Genomic DNA, 21,299 nt, shown 5'->3' on the forward strand with positions numbered 1-21,299 from the left:
GTTACCGTAAACGATTATCTATATTTATTCTTATTACTCATTTAGTATTTTCTTAGCTATTTCATCATTTACATCTGTCATAAATTTTATTCCTGTTTCTTTTTCCGTCTCTCTGTTTGCTGCAAATATGTCATCTCTTGAAATATCTGCAAGCCTAAACTTTCTAGCTCCCGCCATCAGTTGTTGAAGCCCTGCAGCTAGCTTATCTGCTAAAGTCCAAACTGCAATAGCACCTAAAGGAATATTCTTCATTTCATCGGAACCAACCTTATTTTTCACATCATAGTATCCAGCAAATATCTCTTCAGGACTTCTTCCAAATTCTTCAGTTATATTCTTAGGAAGTTCATCCCAATTTCCGTTTAACTTTTCTCTTCTATCTGGATGTAAAGCGCCTTCAATATTAGCTCCAAGGAAACCTGGAATCATTATTCCTCTTCCCATGCAAACAAGTTTTGTAAAAGGTGCTCCAAGTGCAAGTGCTTTAAATATATGATCTTCCCTTGCAAGTCCACCTGCAAATGCCATATCTACAACATCATAACCTTTTGCTGCAAGTATTTGTCCATATTCATACGCTTTTGAATGAAGGAATATAGAAGGTACTCCCCAAGACTCCATCATATTCCATGGGCTCATACCAGTTCCTCCACCAGATCCATCAATGGTTAACAAATCAAGTTTTGCTTCAGTAGCAAATTTAATTGCCATAGCTAAAGCTTCCATTCCATAGGAACCAGTCTTAAGTGTAATTCTTTTATATCCAAGTCCCCTTAGATATTCAACGGATTTCATGAAGTCTTCTTTTACTTCACTATAATTATTTAAATTAGTATATCCAAGCCTGCTGTGACGGGCAAATGATTTAATTGCTCCACTCTTAAAAGCTTCCTGAACTTCTGGTTTTGTTGGGTCAGGATCAACAATATAACCTCTATTTTTTAAGAATATAGCATAATCAAGATTATTTACCTGAATTTCGCCTCCAATATCTTTTGCACCTTGTCCCCACTTAAGCTCAATAACTACATTATCACCGTACTTTTCAATAACATATTCTGCAACACCATTTCTTGTATCCTCTACATTCATTTGAACGATTATTGCACCATATCCATCATAATATTTTTGATATACATCAATCCTACGTTCAAGTTCTGGTGATTTTACAATTCTGCCATTCTCTATAACGGAGGCCTTATCCACTCCCACAACGTTTTCACCTATTACAATTGGGAAACCTACTAATGCAGCACCAACTGCAAAGGACTCCCAATACTTTTGCGCTATAAATGTAGACCCTAAAGCACCACTCATTATTGGAATTCTAGATTTAGTCTTTACATTCTTTCCAAACTCTGTTTCAAGATTAACATTTGGAAATATACAATCATCTGCGCTATTAGACAGATTTTCTGCAAGTCCATGAGCACCATAATTGTATCCCTGTATTCTAAGATTATTGTAGCATACCCCTACATGGTTTATATTTGAGCTTCCAGCGGTTACAGTTCCAAAATCTCTTGGATATAAAAGTTTTCTTCCTTTCATACTAGACATCCATGTTTCACATTTTCCTCTGCAATCTGCACGACAAAGTGTACAAATTCCTGACTCAGCTGGGTTACCTCGATTAACAGAGTTTAAAACATCATTATTTTTCTCATATTTACTCATTTTCTTTCCCCCATAATAATTAAATTATATATATTTTTTCATATTTATTACCATAATGAAAAATTTATTACATTTGACATAACTAAATTTAGGCACATGAAAATAGATAACAAATTCAATGTGCCTTACATATAGTATTTTCCATTACATTCACTTACCAGCCTTCTTCATCCACTGATGTTCCACTCTATTTATTTACTTGCTTCCATGCCCTTGATACTTGATACTGAACTTTTAGTAGTACTTCTTAAAAACTCTATAGCATCCTCATTCTCTTCTCTTTCTGAAATAACACAATCTTTTAATATTGTTACAAAAACATCTCTATTATAGGCATCTACTACTGTAAATCTTATACTAATATCTGTTCCATATCCTGCAACATATATGTGTTCAATTTTGCTTTCGTATAAGTATCTTTCAAGATTTGTATTAAAAAATGCACTAAACCTACACTTGTTAATGGTAAGCTCCTCTTTTAATGGTAGCAATTCATCAATAAATTCGCTTTCCCAACTTCCCTCTTCACACCACATCTTTTCAAGATGTAATGTAACTCTTGGCCAATTACTTCTATTTCTTTTGTATAAGGTTCTTACATGAATAATTGGAATATTTTTATTTCTAGCTATATTTAATGCCTTAACTATATTAGGTATTAAAAATTTTTCAAATTCTTCACTTTTCAAATCTTTAAACATTTTCTGCATATCAATTATGAGTAATGCAGATTTCATAATACAACCTCCACTTCATATACTTAACACATCCTTGAAAACATTTAATCACTATATATAATATTCAAAAACTTCTCCATTTATTGAACTTACTAATAATAACTCCTCCTTAATTCTATAAAATTTCTATCAATTGATGTAGAGAATTTAATAAAGCACGCCTTTAAGAGATACCACATTGAGCATACTAAGCTAAATATGGTATCCCTAATTATGACTTTTATAAACACTATACTAATCAATTTAAGATTTTATGATTTTGTTTCGAAGAAATGAAATCAGTGAATAAAAAAACAAATATATTATCTATATAAATTAAAAATAATCTGAAAAGTAAGGCTTTTCAACTGGTATCAGCTGTTCTAAAATTCTAAGCATATAATACTCTGTATTTATTCTTCCACACTCATATAAAAATGTTGGACGTTTATAGCCCATGAACATTGTTGTTAATGTCTGAATATCTATTTCTACTAAATTAGCAGCATGGAGATCATCTGTTTTTTCACAATAGGTTTCTTCTTCATTCCAGTAAACTTTAAAAACTCCATTATTCCACTTTGCAATAGAATCAGTTATTTTAAAATTAATTTTTATTTTTTGCGACTTATCTAAAAAAGGATATTTCAAAATAAAATCTTGTACATCTATGATCCTCGCCATGAAGTATGGTTCAATATTCTCAACTATTTCACTATCCTCAAACATAAACGCCATTGGCTCTCCAGAGAAATTATTTCCTTTTACTTCATTCACCATTGAATGATGTGCACTTATATAGTTCCAAATTCCGTGACTTGCTTCGGTATTTAGATACACCATTTCTTTAATATGAAATATATCATTTCTAATATAATAAATCAGATACCCAAGAGGCTTGTGATTTTTATTATAATAGATAGCAGCAATAATATCATCATTATCCCAACGCCAGTATTCATCCCAAGCCATCTCATCACGAATCATTGCTCCATGGCGTTGCATTGAAAAATAATCATGCACATTCAAAAGGTCTTCACGGTCCAACTCTACACGCTCCATCATTCCAGTTACTGGCTTTACTTTAGGAAGCTGCGTATCTTTTATAGTGAAAGTAATCTTATCCGAAATAATTTCCCATCCATGTTTTCTATACAAAGGAATTGAATAGGGATATAAAAACGAAATAGACTGCCCTTCTTTATGCATATGCCTTATGGCCTGTTTAATCAACGAGTGGATTAATCCCCTCCCTGTATACTCAGGATAAGTTGCAACACCAGTGACTCCACCCATTTTACAAATATAATCATGAATATTCACTTTCATTGAGTATACTACAATCATTGAAGCTAGCTTATCATGATAAAACCAGCCTAGAACATAGGCATTTTTAAGAATAGGCATTTTTGCATGCATAATTTGATCTTCTGTCCAGCCTGTATGAAGAAGATCTTCCATGGTTATTTGAAAGGCATAACGCAGAAGTCCATTAAATTGCTCAAGATCATTTTCTGTTAATTTTCTCATCTTAAAATCGCCATTTACCTCAATGTATTTATCTGCCTTTTCCATAAATCCTCCCCGACTATATTAAAAAATTGCTCTTAAATATCATATAAGAACAATATTTTTTATTAATAAAAAATTATAACTATAGTCTTTAAACATTATAATTTTGTAAATCTCTATAGTATATTATCTCATAATTATATTATAGATCTTTGATTTTATGTAGTCAATTTTGCACTTTTTACCTTAAACTAACAATTAGGCTTTGATTTTTAATTAAGCTCGTGAAACATTTATAAAACTCCTTTGTAAACAATAAACAGCCATATCTACAGAATATTTTTCATCTGGACTAAGTAAATTATACTCATGTATTATTAATTTATTTTCAATATATATTTTTGAGCAGACATGGAAAAGATATAATTACACCTTTACTTATGTATTCCAAAAAAGGAGTAGGTTTGATGAAAAATAAAGATAATACACTAGCTATCGGAATTGCCATCTTATTTGAAATAATAGCAATAAGCACTGTTATTATCAAAATAATTTCTAAACAGTGGAATGACATGCATCTATTGTTCTTAGTGATAATATGTTTGACGCTTCCTTTTGTAATTACATATATAGCAAACAAATATAATTTTGTATTACCTTCCAGCTTTCAATTAGTATCCGTGTCATTCATTCTTCTTGCTCAATATTTTGGTGAATTCATACAATTATATACCACATTTTCGTGGTGGGATTTATTCCTTCATGGCTGCTTTGGCTGCTATGCGCCAATTATTGGACTACATTTAATAACAGGAATTACAACATGGGATAGTGGAGTTACAAAAAAGCGTTTTGTTATTTTTAGTGGTATTATAGCCTTTTGTTTCACACTCGCTGTAGGTGTACTATGGGAAATATTTGAGTTCTTAGGAGACTATTTTCTTAAGACAGGTATGACAACTGGTGGACTCGAAGATACAATGACCGATTTAATTATTAAGACTTTATTTGCCCTAGCCACCACATCAATATATTGTTATAAGAAATTAAAAAACTCAAAATATTAATATTACTTTTCTAAGATATATATATTGAAATAGTATATATATCTTATTACTTTAATTATTATTATTAAAACTTATTTTTTAATAATAAAAAATACTATCTATAATTATAGGTTAATAACTTACTAATTAAATAAATTACTTCAATTCTATTCCTACTGAAAACAAAAAGGGAGAGGTCATTTTCTCTGTAACCTCTTTCCCTTATTTGTTAAACTTAATATATATTTCGTATAATAATTTTTCTAAATCCTTTAATTCAAAACTATATCCTAAATCTATGAACTATTTCGTTAAGCTTTTCTGCAATTTCTGCTTGATGTTGTGCGGTTTTAGCTACTTCTCCTATTGACCTTGTTGTCTCGTTAATACTCTCTCTTATTGTTTCAGCATTTTCAGATGACTTTTGTGCTGTCTCAGCAGTAGTTTGTATTGCTCCACTTACTTGTTCTATCGTTACAGTAAGTCCTTCAGACATAGCTGCTATCTCTTCAGACATATTTTTTACAAATTCTGCATCGCCATGGTATTGATTACCCATTTCTTTCATCGACTCAAATTGAGGGTCTACATTGTTCTTTATGAAATCTAAAATTTCTTTGCTATTATCAGAAAGATTTTCGAAAGCCGCTTGTACTTTTGTAATTGTCTCCTGTATATTTGTTACAGCTCGCCCTGATTGTTCCGCTAGCTTTCTAACTTCATCAGCTACTATCGCAAAGCCTTTACCTTGCTCTCCAGCCCTAGCTGCTTCAATTGCCGCATTTAATGCCAATAAATTTGTTTGCTCAGATATTCCTGCAATTGTATCAGCCATTAGTTTTATATCATTTACGACCTGTCCTTCTCTAATTGCTTTCAGTCCTTTTTCTCTTTTTTCTTCATATAATACTCTTGCTTCCTCTACAGATAATTTACCTTTTCTTTGAAGCTCTAAAGCTCTATCTTTAGATTTATTAGCATTATTGCTTCCTTCCTTTGCCTTATTTGATAATATATTAATGTTAGAATCTACTTCTTGAACAGATGCACTTATTTCCTCCGCTGAAGCACTCGTTTCTTGGACATCATTGGTTATATCCATTATTGCTGAATTTATGCTATCTGACGTTGATGTTAATTCCTCAACTGTAGCAGAAAGTTTATGGCTAGCTATATTCATATCTTGTGATTTTTCCATTATTTCTTTTATGAGGGTTCTCATATCATTCTTCATTAAATATATAGACTTTGTGAGTTCTCCTATCTCATCTTTACGTTTTAGATATTCTTCCTGTATAATTCCTGTAAAATCTCTATTAGCTAATTCCTTAATATGTTTAACTGCTGAATTTAACGGGTTAACTATCATTTTTGAAATAGTAACAGCTAAAACGGTTGATATTATAATGGCTAATAAAACTAACCCTATGTATATCTTTATTGAATTCTTGAAATCTGTAATATTTTGAGCATTTATTTCTTCAGCATCTTTAATATTATATTCTGATAAAGCCTTTAATTGTTTTTGGAATTCATTAACTTTAGTAGAAATAACTTTATATCTCTCAAATGCGTCTGATTGCCTTCCCTCCATTGCCAATTTTATTATATTATCTCTTCCTTCACTATAAGCTTTAAGTTCATCTTCAATAATTGGAGTTGTATCTAATTCAAATTTATCAAGGTTTGTTCCCTTATACATTTGCCAATTATCATTATACTTTTTAGTTCTTTCTTGAATATCATTTAATTTATTCTTTTGCTCTTCAGGATTTTTTGTATCTAAAATAATATAATATATGTCAGCCTCTATTGCTTGCGACTGAGCTATATTATCATTTAAGCATTGTACTGCTAATAAATTTTCATTATACATTGATGTTACATTATTGTTTGACTTCCAATTATAATAGAAACCTGTTCCTCCAATGAAAGCAATTAAGAAAATCATTACAAACGTAAATAAAAAAATTTTACTCTTAACTTTTAATCTGTTTATCATCTTATTCCTCCTAGTATAAACTGTTTTTGCTTTTGTATTACTAATTATCTCATTGTACAAAAAAAAGATAGTCTTCTGCTTATTTCTACATGAAATAAAAGACCACCCTTCTTCGAGTTACCCATAATATAATATTTTATCAGAAATCCTAAAAAAATCAAATATTAAATACATTTACCTTTTAGGTGAATTTTATGTCTTATATTTTTACCTTTACCAAATTTTCAATTATCCTCTTATTCAAACCTTTTCTCATGGATTCTAGTTCCCAATGATGTATTCCGTATTACTTCTTTTACCAAGCTTATGAGTCCCACATTTAACAACTTTAGCTAATTCAAATAATTTTATCTTTATTTTTTCTTTATATTAGATTAAAATTATTATTAGTGAAAATAACAATATAGTTAAGAGGGAATACTAATTAAAATAATAGATTTTTTCTTAATTTAAATACAGTTATAAGTGAGGTAAGACTATGTCAAACGAAATCAATTCTTCTAATTTTATTAGAAATATCGTAGTAGAGGATTTAGACAGTGGTAAACATAACCAAATAATAACTCGTTTCCCACCTGAACCAAACGGTTACTTACATATAGGTCACGCTAAATCTATTCTTTTAAACTTTGGTTTAGCTTATGAGTTTAATGGGAAAACACATCTAAGATTTGATGATACAAATCCTGTTAAAGAAGATACAGAATATGTTGAATCAATTAAAGAAGACGTTAAATGGCTTGGGGGAAACTGGGATGAACTTTTCTTTGCATCTGATTATTTCGATGAGATGTACAATAGAGCTGTTTTATTAATAAAAAAAGGAAAAGCATATGTATGTGACTTAACTTCTGAAGAAGCTAAAGAGTATAAGGGAACATTAACACAACCAGGTAAAGAAAGTCCATATAGAAATAGATCAGTTGAAGAAAATTTAGATTTATTTGAAAGAATGAAAAGCGGAGAATTTGCTGATGGGCAAAAGGTTCTAAGAGCTAAGATAGACATGGCTTCACCTAACATTAATATGAGGGATCCTGTTATATACAGAATATCTCATTCTACTCACCACAATACTGGTGATAAATGGTGTATATATCCTATGTATGATTTTGCTCATCCATTAGAAGATGCTATTGAGCAAGTAACTCACTCAATCTGTACTTTAGAATTTGAAGATCACAGACCACTTTATGATTGGGTAGTAAGAGAATGCGAAATGACCGCTTCCCCAAGACAAATAGAATTCGCAAGGCTAAATATGACTAATACTGTTATGAGTAAGAGAAAGCTAAAACAATTAGTTGATGAAAAAGTTGTTGATGGGTGGGATGATCCTAGAATGCCTACTATCTGTGGGCTTAGAAGAAAAGGATGTACTCCTGAAGCTTTAAGAAATTTCTGCACAGCTATTGGAGTTGCTAAAGCTAATTCTGTAGTAGACTCTCAAATGTTAGATTACTTTATAAGAGAAGATTTACAACTAAAAGCACCATTAGCTATGGCTGTATTAAATCCATTGAAACTAGTTATAACAAATTACCCTGAAAATGAAACAGAAATGCTTTCAATAGAAAATAATGCCAAGGATGAAACTCAAGGTACTCGACTTGTTCCATTCTCTAGAGAATTATTTATTGAAAAAGATGACTTCATGGAAAATCCACCTAAGAAGTACTTTAGATTATTCCCTGGTAATGAAGTTAGATTAAAGGGAGCATATTTTGTTAAATGTACTGAGGTAATCAAAGATGAAAATGGTGAAGTTGTAGAAATTCACTGTACTTATGATCCAGAAACTAAGAGTGGTTCTGGTTTTACTGGCAGAAAAGTTAAAGGAACAATTCACTGGGTTGATGCAAAGACGTGTCTTCCTGCTGAATTTAGATTATATGAACCATTAATTCTAGATGACGTAGAAGAAAATGAAGGGAAACACTTCCTAGAACAAATAAATCCAAATTCATTAGAAGTATTACAAGGATTTATTGAACCAACTGCATTTAAAGATGCTAAGGCTCAAGATAAATTCCAAATGGTTAGAAATGGTTTCTTTAATGTAGATACTAAATATACAACTGCTGATAAGTTAGTATTTAATAGAATAGTTCCATTAAAATCATCATTTAAATTAAGCTAATCTATATATCATAAACTTGATGATAATATCGTATAGTTATCATCTTGAAAGGGTACTCTGCCGCTATGCTAAAAGTTATGCAAAGCTGTGCACTGAGTGACCCTTCTTTTTATTATATATCCTCCTTTGATACTCTTGTCTCATTCAGAAAATTTTTATTATTATTGTAACCAAATCCTAAAATTTTATCTAATTTTCCATATTTCGATAAAAACTAACTTCAACTATTAAGTTAATAAATTGCATTTCGATAATAGAGATAAAACTATATATATTAGGGGGAATGCAACAGATGGAAAAATCACTCAAAAAAACAAAAGGCTTACCCATAAAAACGAAACTCATTTTAGTAATGATACTATTATTAAGTATACCCGTACTTGTACTTGGATTAGTGAGCTACTATGTTGCCAGAGGAGAACTTGAAAATAGTGGAAAGATTTTATTAAAAAATAGTGTAGAAATGACATTGCAAGTAATTGATGCAAATCAAAAACTTGTTGATAAGGGCTATCTAACCCTTGATGAAGCACAAGAAAGAGTTAAAGAATATATGCTTAGCGAAAAACAAGCGGATGGTACAAGAAAAATCAACCAAAATTTAAGCTTAGGTAAAAGTGGTTATTTATTTGCTTATACTCAAGATGGAGTTGAAGCAGTACATCCTAGTTTAGAAGGCAAAAGTGTACTGGATTATAAAGATAAAAAGACTGGCGCATTATTTGTTAAAGATCAAATTAAAGTAGCTAATGGTGGCGGAGGTTATCTGACTTATTGGTGGACACTTCCTAATTCAGATAAGATTTCAGACAAAATAACTTATCAAAAAACTGATCCTCATTGGGGTTGGGTAGTTTGTGCTGGTACTTATATGAGTGATTTTAATGTTGGTTCAAACAATATTCTTATTACTACTCTTATCATACTACTAGCAGTACTTATTATAGGTTCTGCCGTAATCATGATATTTGCAAAACACATATCTGCTCCTATTAAAGAAATAAGTAACGCTGTAGATATTGTTGCTTCAGGTAATCTGAATATAAAAATAGGAAAAATTAAAAACAGAGATGAAATCGGTAATTTAAATAATTCCTTCGAAATAATGGTTAAGAATGTTAGTGAATTTATAACTTCAGTTAGGGATTCCGTTAATGTTGTTTTTGACTCTTCTAAATTATTAGATACTATTGTTGCTGAAAATACGGCTTCTATTAATGAAGTTGCGGCTTCTGTAGAAGATATTGCCAAGGGTTCAAATGAGCAGGCTAAAGAAACTGAAAACGGTGTTATTAGAGTTCGAAATTTATCTAACAAGATAGATTTAGTTACAAAACTAACAATAGAAACTAACGATATCGCAATTAAAACAACTAATATAAGTAACAGAGGTTTAGAAGCGATTGATATACTTTCACAAAAATCAATTGAAAACAGTAAGGCTACTGAAAAAACTAGTGATATAATAATGGAAGTGGATAAAACTTCTGTTGAAATTGGATCTATTACTGAGGCAATAAGCCAAATTTCAGAGCAAACAAACCTATTATCTTTAAATGCTGCTATAGAAGCTGCAAGAGCTGGTGAGCAAGGAAAAGGCTTCGCCGTAGTTGCTGAGGAAGTTAGAAAATTAGCTTCTCAATCTTCAATGTCTGCTGCAAAAGTTAAAGAATTAATCAATGGAATTCAAGATAAATCAAAAGCCGCTGTTAAAGCTATTGAGGATGGAAAGTTAATTGCTAAAGAACAAAACAAGTCTGTGCTGGAAGCTAAGGATATATTTGTTGAAATATTAAAAGCTGTAGAAAAGATTACAGACGATATGAAAAACTTAAAAACTTACAGCCTGGAAATGGAAGACGAAAAAAATGAAATAGTTGAAATTTTAGAAACTCTTTCTGCTTCAACTGAAGAGAGTTCCGCTGCTACTCAACAAATTTCTGCTACAACTGAGCAGCAATTAGCAAGTGTAAATCAAATAGCAAAACATACTCAAGACCTAAATATACTTGCAGAGAAGCTTAGAGAAGCAGTTAATTCTTTCCAAGTTTAAAAATTATAACATCTATTGATGAAAATGAACTCTGTAATAGTACTATAAATATTCATAATTAACTAAATTAAAACCATACCAGAAACAGTATGGTTTTAATTTGACTTATGATACAGCAATCAGTTTTGTAAAAAAATAACTACTTATTATCATATAAGTAACCAACTTTTTTCTGATATGGTCCCCTCATGCCGCATTTTTTAAGCATATTCTTAAGAATATATATGGTATAGAATAAATATTCCCATATTGTTTAGAATATTTATTCAAAAGAATATATAAATAATGCAAATTATTCTAATCAAAATCACTCTTCTATATTTTTAATTGAGCTTATTATCATTTCTACAACTGTCTCAGTGATATCATCAAATGTTAAAACTTCATCCTTAATTGGTAGTGACGTATAACTTACTCTCTGCAGCACACCCATAATTGTTTGAAACATATAATATCCTGTTTTGGTGGGATGTAAATCTGATTTTAACGACCTATCAGTGATACCCTTATTAATAGCATCGGTAAAAAAATCACTCATATCATCTTCTAAAATGAAATTTTCATACTTTAATTTTAATTCTTCATTTGAATCATAAGCTCCGTAATAAAAGTCAAACAGAAAAATAAATTTGATTTCATTTTTATATTCTTTAGCAAAATTAATCCAAGCATTGAGCATTGCTATTATTCTATCTTTTCCACTCGCTTCACATCTATCCTCACTTTTTATAAATTGTACCATATGCCGTATAATATCCATTTGCACTTCAAAAATCAATTCATCTATTGACTTAAAATGCTTATAAAAAGTGACTCTACTTATTCCTGACAAAGTGCACACATCTTTAATATTAACATTAATAAAATTATATTTTAAAAATAATTCTTTTCCAGTCTGAATAATCTCTTCACGATTTTTATTTTTAATTTTTTCATGCCATGATTCACTCATTTTCTGCTACCTCTTCCTTATATGATTTGTTTCCAATAAAAGTAATTCCTATTGTTCCAATTAAAATAAGAGCTCCTACAACATATGGAAGATTTATATGTTTATCAAATAAATTTCCAGCCATTAGAGGACCAATTATATTCCCAAAACTAGTATAAGTATTACTAAGTCCCGAAACAAATCCTTGCTGATCACCAGCCTTATTTGAGAGCATTGTACTTACAGTAGGCCTCAAAAATGAATTAAATGCAAAGAATATTGCTGAAACTGCTAAAAGATATATAAAGTTAACTTTTATAAGCATCAATAAAAGCGCAATAGCCGTCATTAAAAGAGAAAATCTTATAAGTTTATATTCTCCAAAACGTTTTATTACCTTATCAATTAATCCTACTTGTATAATAATCCCTATAATTGCTCCCAAAGTAATTAAAACAGAAATATACTGAGAATTAAATCCATATTTTTGTTCTACATATAAAGAATATACTGTTTCGTAGTTTACTAAACCAAATGTCATAACAAAAATAAGTATCAAATATGGAAAATATGGAGTATGGAAGGATTGAATAAATTGTCTTGAAATAGATTCGTTCTTCTTAAGGTTTTTTAATGAATTTCTCTTCTCTATGGACAATGTTTCTGGAAGTCCAATAGTTAATACTGTTGCAACTAAGCCTAAAGCAGAGGCCCAAAAATACGGCACTCTAATACCTAGTTGAGCTATAACCCCTCCTATTCCTGGCCCTAAAACCATTCCTAAGTTTATAGCAGCACTAAAGTATCCCATTCCCTTTGCACGAGTTTCTTTAGTAGTCGTATCTGCAATATATGCAAGATTGGATGGTATCATAATTCCTAAACCAATTCCCCCAATAAATCTCGCTATATATAGCCATATCAATTCTTGAGATATGGCAAACATGAAATCAGAAATTACTGTAAGAAATAAGCCAGCTAATATCATCTTTTTTCTTCCATATTTATCTGAAAATCTCCCACCAATTGGTGAAAATAAAAATTGAGCCGCTCCAAAAACAGCTACTAAGTAACCAGCTACAGAGCCTCCTGCATTAAATTGCTTTAAATATTCCGGCAAAATTGGTATTACCATTCCTTGTCCAAGTAACGCAATGAATATATTAAACATCAAAATACCTAAAGGCAGTCTTTTTTTTATGTTTGAATTGAACATTTTTACCTCCTAAGTTTACACACAATAAATGATTTACACCACGTAAACCATTTTACTATTATTTTCATTTTTTGTAAACCACATTTGAAAGGACAAAATCGCAAGCGAATATACTTTATTTTTTATTCTTTAATTATTATATTAAATTTGATAAAACCTCTCTGTATATAAGTTGCCTTCAAATTATTATGCAGCATAATTTCTTAAAGAATAAAAACTACTACAAGTTCTCCTGTAGTAGTTCTTATTAATGTTTGCCTATAAACTTAAAAATTTATCAAATCTGCTTCTAGTATTTTCTTCACCTATTATTTGCATAATTGTATATATATCAGGTGAGTTAGTTCTATGAGTTAATGCAGCTCTAACTGCTCCTGCAACATCTGAAATCATTCCTTTATATTGATCTGGATTTGCTTTGAAGTCTTTTCTATTTGCACAATATCCAAGTCTAAGTCCAATTTCTTTTAAATCTTCAAACCAAGCTTCTTGGCTTTCCACATTATAGTTAAATTCATTTTTATAAGTTTCTACTACAGCCTTAGCAGCTTCTATTGTAACGCCCTTTGGTAATTCTATTTGTTCTGCTGTTTCGTTATAGAATAATTCATCAAAGAAATAGAAAATTTTATCTTTAACTTCATCCCATTTAGCAAAGTCTTTTCTTGGTTTTGGACCTTCTTTATCTATATTGAAGATCTCTTTTGCCATAGTTTCATTTTCTGTAACTAATTTATACATTTCTGCATCATACTCTTTAGCCCATACTGTATAGTAGTCATAAACATCAGTAGCTTTCATTGCTGCTATTCTATCTTTTGATACGTCGTTTAATTTAACTAAATCAAATAATGCTCCACTCTTACCCATCTTTTCTAAATGAACTTCGAATTCGTGGTAATCAGCCTTAGGATTCTCAGCTCTCCATTCTTCATAAGTAGAGTTTACTATATTAAGTAAATATTCAATTACAGTTACTACTGGGAATCCAACTTCTTTATAGTAAGAAACAGCTGCTTCTGCATCTTTTCTCTTTGAAAGCTTTCTCTTTGATCCACCATCTTGTTTCATTATTGTTGGAATATGAGCATATCTTGGTGCTTCAAAACCTAAAACTTCAAATAATTGAACGTGTATAGGAAGTGATGATAGCCACTCTTCTCCTCTTATTACATCTGTTGTTCTCATTAAATAATCATCTATAGCGTGAGCAAAGTGATAAGTTGGAAGTCCATCTCCTTTAATAAGCACTACATCTTGATTATTTTCTGGGAATGATATATCTCCCTTTATTAAATCGTGGAACTCAACTCTTGTTTCAGGATTTCCTGGAGATTTTAATCTTATAATATACTTTTCTCCGTTTTCAATTCTCTTTATAGCTTCATCTTCAGTTATATTTCTGAATTTTGCATATTCGCCATAGTAACCTGGAGTTATTTTATTTGCTATTTGTCTTTCTCTAAGTTCAGCCAATTCTTCTGGAGTACAGAAATCTGGATAAGCTAAACCTTTTATAAGTAAATCTTTTGCAAAAGTATTATATATTTCAGCTCTTTGACTTTGTCTGTATGGACCATATTCACCTTTAGATGTTTCTTCTCCTGTCATACCTTCACTAAAATCCATGCCAAAATTATGCATAGTAGCTATTGTATCTTCTATTGCACCTTGAACTTCTCTCTTTTGATCAGTATCTTCTATTCTTAAATAAAAAACACCTTCACTTTGGCTTGCTAATCTTTCATTTATTAATGCAGCAAAAACTCCACCTATATGTTGGAATCCAGTTGGACTTGGTGCATATCTAGTAACTCTTGCACCTTCTTTAAGATTTCTCTTTGGATATTTTTCAACGTAATATTCAGTTGTATGTTCAACATTCCCAAATATTATATCTGCTAATTTTTCAAAACTCATTATTTGTATCTCTCCTTATCATTCTTCCTTACAAGGTATTATAAGCCCCTTGTCATGGCAATTTATATCAAGTGAAACTTGATTCAGGTGGGGTTTGATCCCCATCTGAATCCTAGTTGAACTTATACCCATGAAGGGCACAATGTCCAGGAGCGTGCATCCGTTATCCCCCGCTTAAAGAAGTGGGGGTATTACGGATGCTAGCTATCGGATAAACTACACATAAATATGTAGAATAAATTCAAATTATTTAATTATCACAATTTAATAACATTACAAAATATTAATATCCTAATTGTTTTCCTACAATTATTACTTTTATCCTACCTTCAACAAATTGTCCTCTTATAATGGTAAAATCATTACATATTCTATTAGGACTTTTACAATCCACACAATACCCTAATTTAGCGCATGGAGTATCCTTCCCTAATCTTTTTGCATCAATCGGAGCAGCATAATTTCTAACTCTTCTTTCTGCTTCTTCTATATCTTTAACAATCTTATTTGTTCCAGTCACTAAAATAACCTGCTTAGGACCATAAATCATTGGTGCGACTCTACTTCCATTACCATCAATATTGTATAGTTCTCCACTTTCAGTCAGGGCATTCGTACTACACATAAAAGTATCAGCAGAGAAGTTTTGCATATAAATACTTTTCTTTTCTTCACTTGTAATACTTTCTCTATACTTATCCAAAAATGCATAATTTCCCTCACGAAGAAAGTCTATAACACCTGTTTCAAACAACGTCATAGAATCACCAACCCCTACAACAGAATTTTCATCTATGAGTTGTTTTAAAAGTTCTTTTAATTCATTATCATCATTTACAAAGAAACCATCCATGTTACGTTGCCTTAAATTTTTTATAGTTCTATTAACTTGTTCTTCTTTGTACCATGAAATATTGATATCCATATAATATATAGTCCTTTCTAAGTAAAAAGTTTCAACTTTTATCTTTGCATTATAAATAATTCAAAGGATTGCACCACTATTTCTAATTCATAGTTCACAATTTAAGAAGATTGAGAAGTAAAATAATTTCTAATATTGCTTATTAGACACTCTATAAGTTCAGCAACCAATTTCAATGTAATTACCTTCAGGATCAGCAATCCAAAAATTTCTTTGACCCCAAGGTTGTGTAACTGGCTCTCCTGTGAGTGATTTAACACCAAGTTTCATTAGCCGTTCATATTCTCTATCAACATCATCTTTAGTAGGAACACCAATGCCTATCTGCATTGTCAGATTGAATCCCATTGGTGGGTAATAAGGTTGGTTCATCGCCTCAGCAAATTTTTTCCTGTCAAACATAAACAAACCACCATCTTTTACTTTGAAACTTACAAACGGTCCTCCATCCCAATCTGTTTCGTAGCCTAAGATATCTCTGTAAAACATTACCATATTCTCAATATCTTCGGCAAATATCCCTGTATGTACGCTGTTAGACAATATGCCCATATAAATAACCTCCTTCTTTAAATATATAATTTTTCTTAGTTTTAAATACAAAAAAGCCCTTCGTCCCAAAATATAATTAGGACGAAAGGCTGACTTCCGCGTTACCACCTAAATTGATTAATTTAAGCATATTAACTTTTGTTATTAATAAACCTAATTTAACCCTCTTAATTATCTTTAAGGGAATAACCCCATAAATATACTACGCTTACGCTTTCTATTTATCACTCCAAAGCTTCCTTCAATAGTTTTAAATTCTAGGATTACACCCTCCCTAGATCTCTTTAAATTAAAATTCTATTTACTCTTCATTATCATTGCTATTATCTGTATTTATATTTTATTTAGTATTTACAAAATACAAATCAATTATACATTTTGAAAATACCAATGTAAAGATAAATTATTATAATATAGAAATATAGTTTTTAAACGGTACATTTTAATATAGATAACCAACGCATAACTTATAGTTAAACATATAACTCACCGAAATGAATAGCATACGTTTTGTTCCAGTTTCTAAGGAATTTTTATGGGTGATTCTAAGAACAAAAGTTGTGCCCAAAATGCTAGCCTCAAAGACAAAGCTTTGAACTAGCATATTTGGAACAACTTTTCTTCTAAGAATCACTACCACAAAAATTCCTTACGAAACATTCCACAAAAGTATGCTATTCATTTCTAGTTGAATTATCTTTCAAAATATATCAATTTTATGTTTCGTTTATCTATGTAGATAAACACATATAGCTTAGACTTATGAGATAACTTCCCAAAAATATAAATATGTTTATCTAATAAATCAATTATTTAAGTTACATATATATGTTTAAGTTCCATTATTCAATCTTATTATATAATTTCAACACCACTCCTATTTCCCATTATTCCATTAGCATAGATGTCCAATTTAAATATTTAATTTATAACTCGGAGTATATTCAATATCATAAAGAATGGATACTCTTTTGTGCAGTGTTTCATTGATAATTTGATTGTAGGATTTTTTCAGCAGAAGTTGTTCCATTTGAGCTTGTCATTTGCTTGCCAATGGAGCATGCTCAAATAGGCGCAACTTCTGGTGGTAGAAATCCACAACCAAATTCTCTAGAAACCGAAACAACAGAGTACCCATTCTTTCGATGAGTTATATGCATAAGTTTAAGTTATAGCTTGAATAAAATCAGACTTTTTTATTATAGTAGGAGTAACGGAATCACCATAAAAGTTTACTGGCTCTCCTATTATTTCACATCCTAATTTTCTTAACATTTTTACTGTTATATCTCTAGCTTCACTATATATTTCTTCAGCTCCAATGTTAAATATATCATTTAACGAAAATACAGCTAACTTTTTACCTATGCCTATTCCACGTAATCTTTTATCAACAGCATACCTTCCCCAATGCCACTCATTATTCTCAATCCATCCTGCTGTAACACCAACAATATCTTCACCAACTCTTGCACACCACCAAATTGGCTCTAGATTCTTCTCTAACGGAACTAAATTTGCCGGAATGTTTTGTTCCTTAGTAAACACTCCTATTGCTAATTTAATAGCATCTTCCATATAGTTTAATGATACTCTCTCTATTTTTATCCTAGACTCATTTTTTATTAGGTTACTCTTTAAAGAAAGGATACGGAATTCATTAAATGATTTTACAATATTACTTACTGTTTCCTCATCCCCATACTCTAAAATCTCATTAATGACTTTATTTACTTCACCATCTCCGTTAATTATGTTTTCCTTTCCTAATGGCAGAATATCAATGTCTTTCATTCTTTTGTCAGTTTTAGATTTTTCCACTTTTATAAACCCTTTGCTCTCTAAGTTACTAACAGTTCTACTTAAGGAAGCTTTATCAATTCCCAATTGAACTAACAACTCATTAAAAGGGGTATTTCCATTTTGTTTAAGATAACTTAATATATGAGCTTGCGCTAAAGTCAATCCAGAATTTAAGCAATTATGACTTAGCAAACCTAATTCTCTTATAATCAATCGCAGTTCTTTCCTAATTATTTCTTCTTTATTCATATATAACACCTCAACTTAATTGATAATATCAACTAAATTATACTATAGTTAAATAGATAGTGCAAACTACGATAATTAGCACATACTACAAGCTCTATCTAAGGATTTAACCGTTATAGAAAACTTATTAATGGATAGATATCAATAAACTTAACAAAAAATTAGCTGAAGGTGTAGTAAAACAACTTTAGCATGTAGTTACTCACCTTCCTATATTAGAGTTATTGATTTAAAATAACAATCTAGTGATTGGCAAGATATGATACTAGTTCCTCTCTTGTGTATCTTTTAGGCTCCTTGAACTTATTTAGGACTAGCGCTTTGTAATAAGTTTCAGCTACCTTTTCAACATGTCTTGCTTTAGATAACACATCTTCTATATCTCTACTTACTATAATAACTCCATTGCTTTCTAGTAAACAAGCATCACTTGTTTTTAATTTTTCTGTTAAATCCTTTGCAGCTTCAGAAGTTTTTGCATTATCATAATTAGCTACATAAATATATCCTCCATAATTTGCTGAATCATAAGTTACTGGTGGAATTACTTTATTTATCACTGCAAATGATGTTGTATAACTTGGGTGCACATGCATAATAGCTCTTAGATCTTTTCTCTCTTTATATATTTCAATATGCATTTGCAAATCACTGCTTGGTTCAATTCCATCCATCACCTTAATTTTGTTTCCATCTAGATCTAAAATGCAAAGTTGTTCTTCTGCTAAATTCTCTATCTTTATCTTTGAAGGCGTTATAATTACATATCCTGAACTTTCATCTCTAATACTGAAACTTCCTGCATTTTCTGAACATAGGTTATACCTCTCTGAATCCTTTACCATCTTAAGAAGTTTTATTTTTAAATTTTCTAACATATTTCTTCCCCCTTCAAATATTTCTATCAATCTTTTAGCCCCATTGTTTCATCAATAAATATTCTCTTATCCATAAGCTTAAGATCTTTATCTATTATTGGATTAAAGTCCATTAAATCTAATACATCTTTTTCAATATTGATTCCTGGTGCTATCTCAATTAGATGTAACCCATCATCTTTTAATTCAAAAACAGCTCTTTCAGTTATATACATAACAGATTGTTTAACTTTCATAGCATACTCACCACTAAAAGTAATTTGCTCAACAGACTCTATAAATTTCTTGCTTACGCCTTCTTTTATAATTCTTAATTCTCCATTCTCTACTTTTACTTCTAGTCCTTTAGCTGTTAAAGTTCCGCAAAATACCACTTTTTTAGAATTTTGTGTTATATTAATAAATCCTCCACATCCCGCAACCCTTGTCCCAAACTTACTTACATTTATATTTCCACGCTTGTCCGCTTGAGCAAGTCCTAAGAACGCTATATCTAAACCGCCTCCATCATAAAAATCAAATTGTGTTGGTTGGTCAAATATACATTCTGGATTTATTGACGATCCAAATTTCTTTCCTCCTTGTGGTATTCCCCCTATTGGTCCTGGTTCTACTGTTAAAGTAATAAAATCTCCTATCCCTTCTTCATTTGCTACATTTGACACCGCCTCCGGAACCCCTATTCCTATATTAACAATACTTCCTTCAACAAGTTCCATAGCCGCTCTTCTTCCAATTATCTTTCTTGCATCTAATTTCAATGGTGCAAAATCATCTACAGTTATTCTAATATCTCCAGATAATGATGGATCATAATCATATCCTAATACTTGAGCTTGATCCTCTTTGTCTTTTGCTTCAACTATATAATCAACATAAATTCTCGGTATCTTAATAGATCTTGAATCTAAAGTGCCTGCTTTAACAACTTTCTCAACTTGTACTATAACAATTCCGCCGCAATTTCTTACCGCTTGTGCTATACATGTTGCTTCTGATAAAGTAGCTTCGTGCTCCATTGAGATATTTCCTTTCTCATCAGCATATGTCCCTCTTATAAAAGCCACATCTACGCTTGGACATTTATATAATAAATTTTCTTTACCTAATATATCTACTACCTCAACTATATCTTCTTTGGTAATTGCATTGACTTTTCCACCTTCTACTCTAGGATCTACAAAAGTATTTAATCCTACTTTACTAATAGTCGCTACCTTTTTACTTGCTATATCTCTGAATATATTACACATGATTCCTTGTGGTAAATTATATGCGCATATTTTATTATTCCTAATTAATTCTCCTAGCTTTGGTGCTAAGTTAAAATGTCCTCCTATAACTTTTTGCACTAAACCTTCATGAGCCAAATGGCTTAAACCTTTACTATCCCCATCTCCTGACGCCGCTGCAAACATTAACGTTAGATTTTGTGGGCTTCTTTCCTCTAAAAATCTTTTTTCTAAACTCTTCATAAGTGCCTCAGGAACTCCTAATGATGCAAAACCTGATGTAGCTAATACATCATTATCTTTTAATAAACTTGCAGCTTCTGTAGAACTGATTATTTTCACCATGAATACCAACTCCAAACTCTTTATGAAATATAGTTATTTTTTTATCAATCTCAACCAATATCATTTTAATTCTTTGTTTAATTTTTGTCAATAAGTTTTCTG

The 21,299-nt window shown here is 30.8% G+C and carries 15 protein-coding genes and 1 other annotated feature; of the genes, 3 read left to right on the top strand and 12 right to left on the bottom strand.

Going from position 1 to position 21,299, the window contains the following annotated elements:
- Positions 1–33: 33 nt before the first annotated feature.
- From CLCHR_RS03895 to CLCHR_RS03905, 3 genes are all read right to left on the bottom strand, one after another.
- On the bottom strand, positions 34–1,677 hold the full coding sequence (locus CLCHR_RS03895; protein WP_079438378.1) for a glutamate synthase-related protein: 1,644 nt from the start codon (positions 1,675–1,677) through the stop codon (positions 34–36).
- Positions 1,678–1,868: 191 nt separating this feature from the next.
- Positions 1,869–2,414 carry a cysteine hydrolase family protein gene (locus CLCHR_RS03900; protein ID WP_079438379.1) on the bottom strand — a complete coding sequence of 182 codons (546 nt, stop codon included), beginning with the start codon at positions 2,412–2,414 and terminating at the stop codon, positions 1,869–1,871.
- A 315-nt stretch (positions 2,415–2,729) separates the two neighbouring features.
- Positions 2,730–3,968, bottom strand: a complete 1,239-nt coding sequence (locus CLCHR_RS03905; protein WP_079438380.1) for a GNAT family N-acetyltransferase — start codon at positions 3,966–3,968, stop codon at positions 2,730–2,732.
- A gap of 404 nt (positions 3,969–4,372) precedes the next feature.
- On the opposite strand from CLCHR_RS03905, the gene CLCHR_RS03910 reads away from it, so the two are divergent.
- Complete coding sequence (locus CLCHR_RS03910; RefSeq protein ID WP_079438381.1) at positions 4,373–4,972, top strand: DUF2238 domain-containing protein; 600 nt, start codon at positions 4,373–4,375, stop codon at positions 4,970–4,972.
- A 262-nt stretch (positions 4,973–5,234) separates the two neighbouring features.
- Here the strand turns inward: CLCHR_RS03910 and CLCHR_RS03915 are convergent, their stop codons facing one another.
- Positions 5,235–6,953 carry a methyl-accepting chemotaxis protein gene (locus tag CLCHR_RS03915; RefSeq protein ID WP_079438382.1) on the bottom strand — a complete coding sequence of 573 codons (1,719 nt, stop codon included), beginning with the start codon at positions 6,951–6,953 and terminating at the stop codon, positions 5,235–5,237.
- A 478-nt stretch (positions 6,954–7,431) separates the two neighbouring features.
- Here CLCHR_RS03915 and CLCHR_RS03920 point away from each other — a divergent pair, with 478 nt between their 5' ends.
- Together CLCHR_RS03920 and CLCHR_RS03925 are read left to right on the top strand one after the other, a co-directional pair.
- Complete coding sequence (locus CLCHR_RS03920; RefSeq protein ID WP_079438383.1) at positions 7,432–9,093, top strand: glutamine--tRNA ligase/YqeY domain fusion protein; 1,662 nt, start codon at positions 7,432–7,434, stop codon at positions 9,091–9,093.
- Positions 9,094–9,385: 292 nt separating this feature from the next.
- Positions 9,386–11,146 carry a methyl-accepting chemotaxis protein gene (locus CLCHR_RS03925; RefSeq protein WP_079438384.1) on the top strand — a complete coding sequence of 587 codons (1,761 nt, stop codon included), beginning with the start codon at positions 9,386–9,388 and terminating at the stop codon, positions 11,144–11,146.
- Between the two features lie 307 nt (positions 11,147–11,453).
- Here the strand turns inward: CLCHR_RS03925 and CLCHR_RS03930 are convergent, their stop codons facing one another.
- The 8 genes from CLCHR_RS03930 to CLCHR_RS03965 all read right to left on the bottom strand — a co-directional run bounded on the left by CLCHR_RS03930 (position 11,454) and on the right by CLCHR_RS03965 (position 21,197).
- Complete coding sequence (locus CLCHR_RS03930) at positions 11,454–12,098, bottom strand: TetR/AcrR family transcriptional regulator (RefSeq protein WP_079438385.1); 645 nt, start codon at positions 12,096–12,098, stop codon at positions 11,454–11,456.
- Positions 12,091–13,293 (bottom strand): MFS transporter, encoded by a 1,203-nt coding sequence (locus tag CLCHR_RS03935; RefSeq protein ID WP_079438386.1) that lies wholly within the window; start codon positions 13,291–13,293, stop codon positions 12,091–12,093. Before CLCHR_RS03935 ends, CLCHR_RS03930 begins: the two co-directional genes overlap by 8 nt.
- 258 nt (positions 13,294–13,551) lie before the next feature.
- Positions 13,552–15,213 (bottom strand): glutamate--tRNA ligase, encoded by a 1,662-nt coding sequence (gltX, locus tag CLCHR_RS03940; protein WP_079438387.1) that lies wholly within the window; start codon positions 15,211–15,213, stop codon positions 13,552–13,554.
- Between the two features lie 283 nt (positions 15,214–15,496).
- Positions 15,497–16,138, bottom strand: a complete 642-nt coding sequence (locus CLCHR_RS03945; protein WP_079438388.1) for a lactate utilization protein — start codon at positions 16,136–16,138, stop codon at positions 15,497–15,499.
- 159 nt (positions 16,139–16,297) lie between these two features.
- Positions 16,298–16,690 (bottom strand): VOC family protein, encoded by a 393-nt coding sequence (locus tag CLCHR_RS03950; protein ID WP_079438389.1) that lies wholly within the window; start codon positions 16,688–16,690, stop codon positions 16,298–16,300.
- A 74-nt stretch (positions 16,691–16,764) separates the two neighbouring features.
- Positions 16,765–17,017 (bottom strand) — a binding site (T-box leader).
- Positions 17,018–17,854: 837 nt separating this feature from the next.
- Positions 17,855–18,742, bottom strand: coding sequence for a bifunctional helix-turn-helix transcriptional regulator/GNAT family N-acetyltransferase (locus CLCHR_RS03955; protein WP_079438390.1), 888 nt, complete (start codon positions 18,740–18,742; stop codon positions 17,855–17,857).
- 242 nt (positions 18,743–18,984) lie between these two features.
- Positions 18,985–19,620, bottom strand: a complete 636-nt coding sequence (locus CLCHR_RS03960; RefSeq protein WP_079438443.1) for a class II aldolase/adducin family protein — start codon at positions 19,618–19,620, stop codon at positions 18,985–18,987.
- Between the two features lie 26 nt (positions 19,621–19,646).
- Positions 19,647–21,197, bottom strand: a complete 1,551-nt coding sequence (locus CLCHR_RS03965) for an acyl CoA:acetate/3-ketoacid CoA transferase (protein ID WP_079438391.1) — start codon at positions 21,195–21,197, stop codon at positions 19,647–19,649.
- Between the last annotated feature and the right edge of the window lie 102 nt (positions 21,198–21,299).

Source organism: Clostridium chromiireducens, assembly GCF_002029255.1.
Taxonomy (GTDB): Bacteria; Bacillota; Clostridia; order Clostridiales; family Clostridiaceae; genus Clostridium; species Clostridium chromiireducens.

What these genes read in the sequence shown, in the direction of transcription:
- CLCHR_RS03895 (WP_079438378.1), bottom strand. Translation starts at nt 1,677, where the DNA reads ATGAGTAAATATGAGAAAAATAATGATGTTTTAAACTCTGTTAATCGA.
- CLCHR_RS03945 (WP_079438388.1), bottom strand. Translation starts at nt 16,138, where the DNA reads ATGGATATCAATATTTCATGGTACAAAGAAGAACAAGTTAATAGAACT.
- CLCHR_RS03935 (WP_079438386.1), bottom strand. Translation starts at nt 13,293, where the DNA reads ATGTTCAATTCAAACATAAAAAAAAGACTGCCTTTAGGTATTTTGATG.
- CLCHR_RS03950 (WP_079438389.1), bottom strand. Translation starts at nt 16,690, where the DNA reads ATGGGCATATTGTCTAACAGCGTACATACAGGGATATTTGCCGAAGAT.
- CLCHR_RS03910 (WP_079438381.1), top strand. Translation starts at nt 4,373, where the DNA reads ATGAAAAATAAAGATAATACACTAGCTATCGGAATTGCCATCTTATTT.
- gltX (WP_079438387.1), bottom strand. Translation starts at nt 15,213, where the DNA reads ATGAGTTTTGAAAAATTAGCAGATATAATATTTGGGAATGTTGAACAT.
- CLCHR_RS03930 (WP_079438385.1), bottom strand. Translation starts at nt 12,098, where the DNA reads ATGAGTGAATCATGGCATGAAAAAATTAAAAATAAAAATCGTGAAGAG.
- CLCHR_RS03915 (WP_079438382.1), bottom strand. Translation starts at nt 6,953, where the DNA reads ATGATAAACAGATTAAAAGTTAAGAGTAAAATTTTTTTATTTACGTTT.
- CLCHR_RS03905 (WP_079438380.1), bottom strand. Translation starts at nt 3,968, where the DNA reads ATGGAAAAGGCAGATAAATACATTGAGGTAAATGGCGATTTTAAGATG.
- CLCHR_RS03920 (WP_079438383.1), top strand. Translation starts at nt 7,432, where the DNA reads ATGTCAAACGAAATCAATTCTTCTAATTTTATTAGAAATATCGTAGTA.
- CLCHR_RS03955 (WP_079438390.1), bottom strand. Translation starts at nt 18,742, where the DNA reads ATGAATAAAGAAGAAATAATTAGGAAAGAACTGCGATTGATTATAAGA.
- CLCHR_RS03960 (WP_079438443.1), bottom strand. Translation starts at nt 19,620, where the DNA reads ATGTTAGAAAATTTAAAAATAAAACTTCTTAAGATGGTAAAGGATTCA.
- CLCHR_RS03925 (WP_079438384.1), top strand. Translation starts at nt 9,386, where the DNA reads ATGGAAAAATCACTCAAAAAAACAAAAGGCTTACCCATAAAAACGAAA.
- CLCHR_RS03900 (WP_079438379.1), bottom strand. Translation starts at nt 2,414, where the DNA reads ATGAAATCTGCATTACTCATAATTGATATGCAGAAAATGTTTAAAGAT.
- CLCHR_RS03965 (WP_079438391.1), bottom strand. Translation starts at nt 21,197, where the DNA reads ATGGTGAAAATAATCAGTTCTACAGAAGCTGCAAGTTTATTAAAAGAT.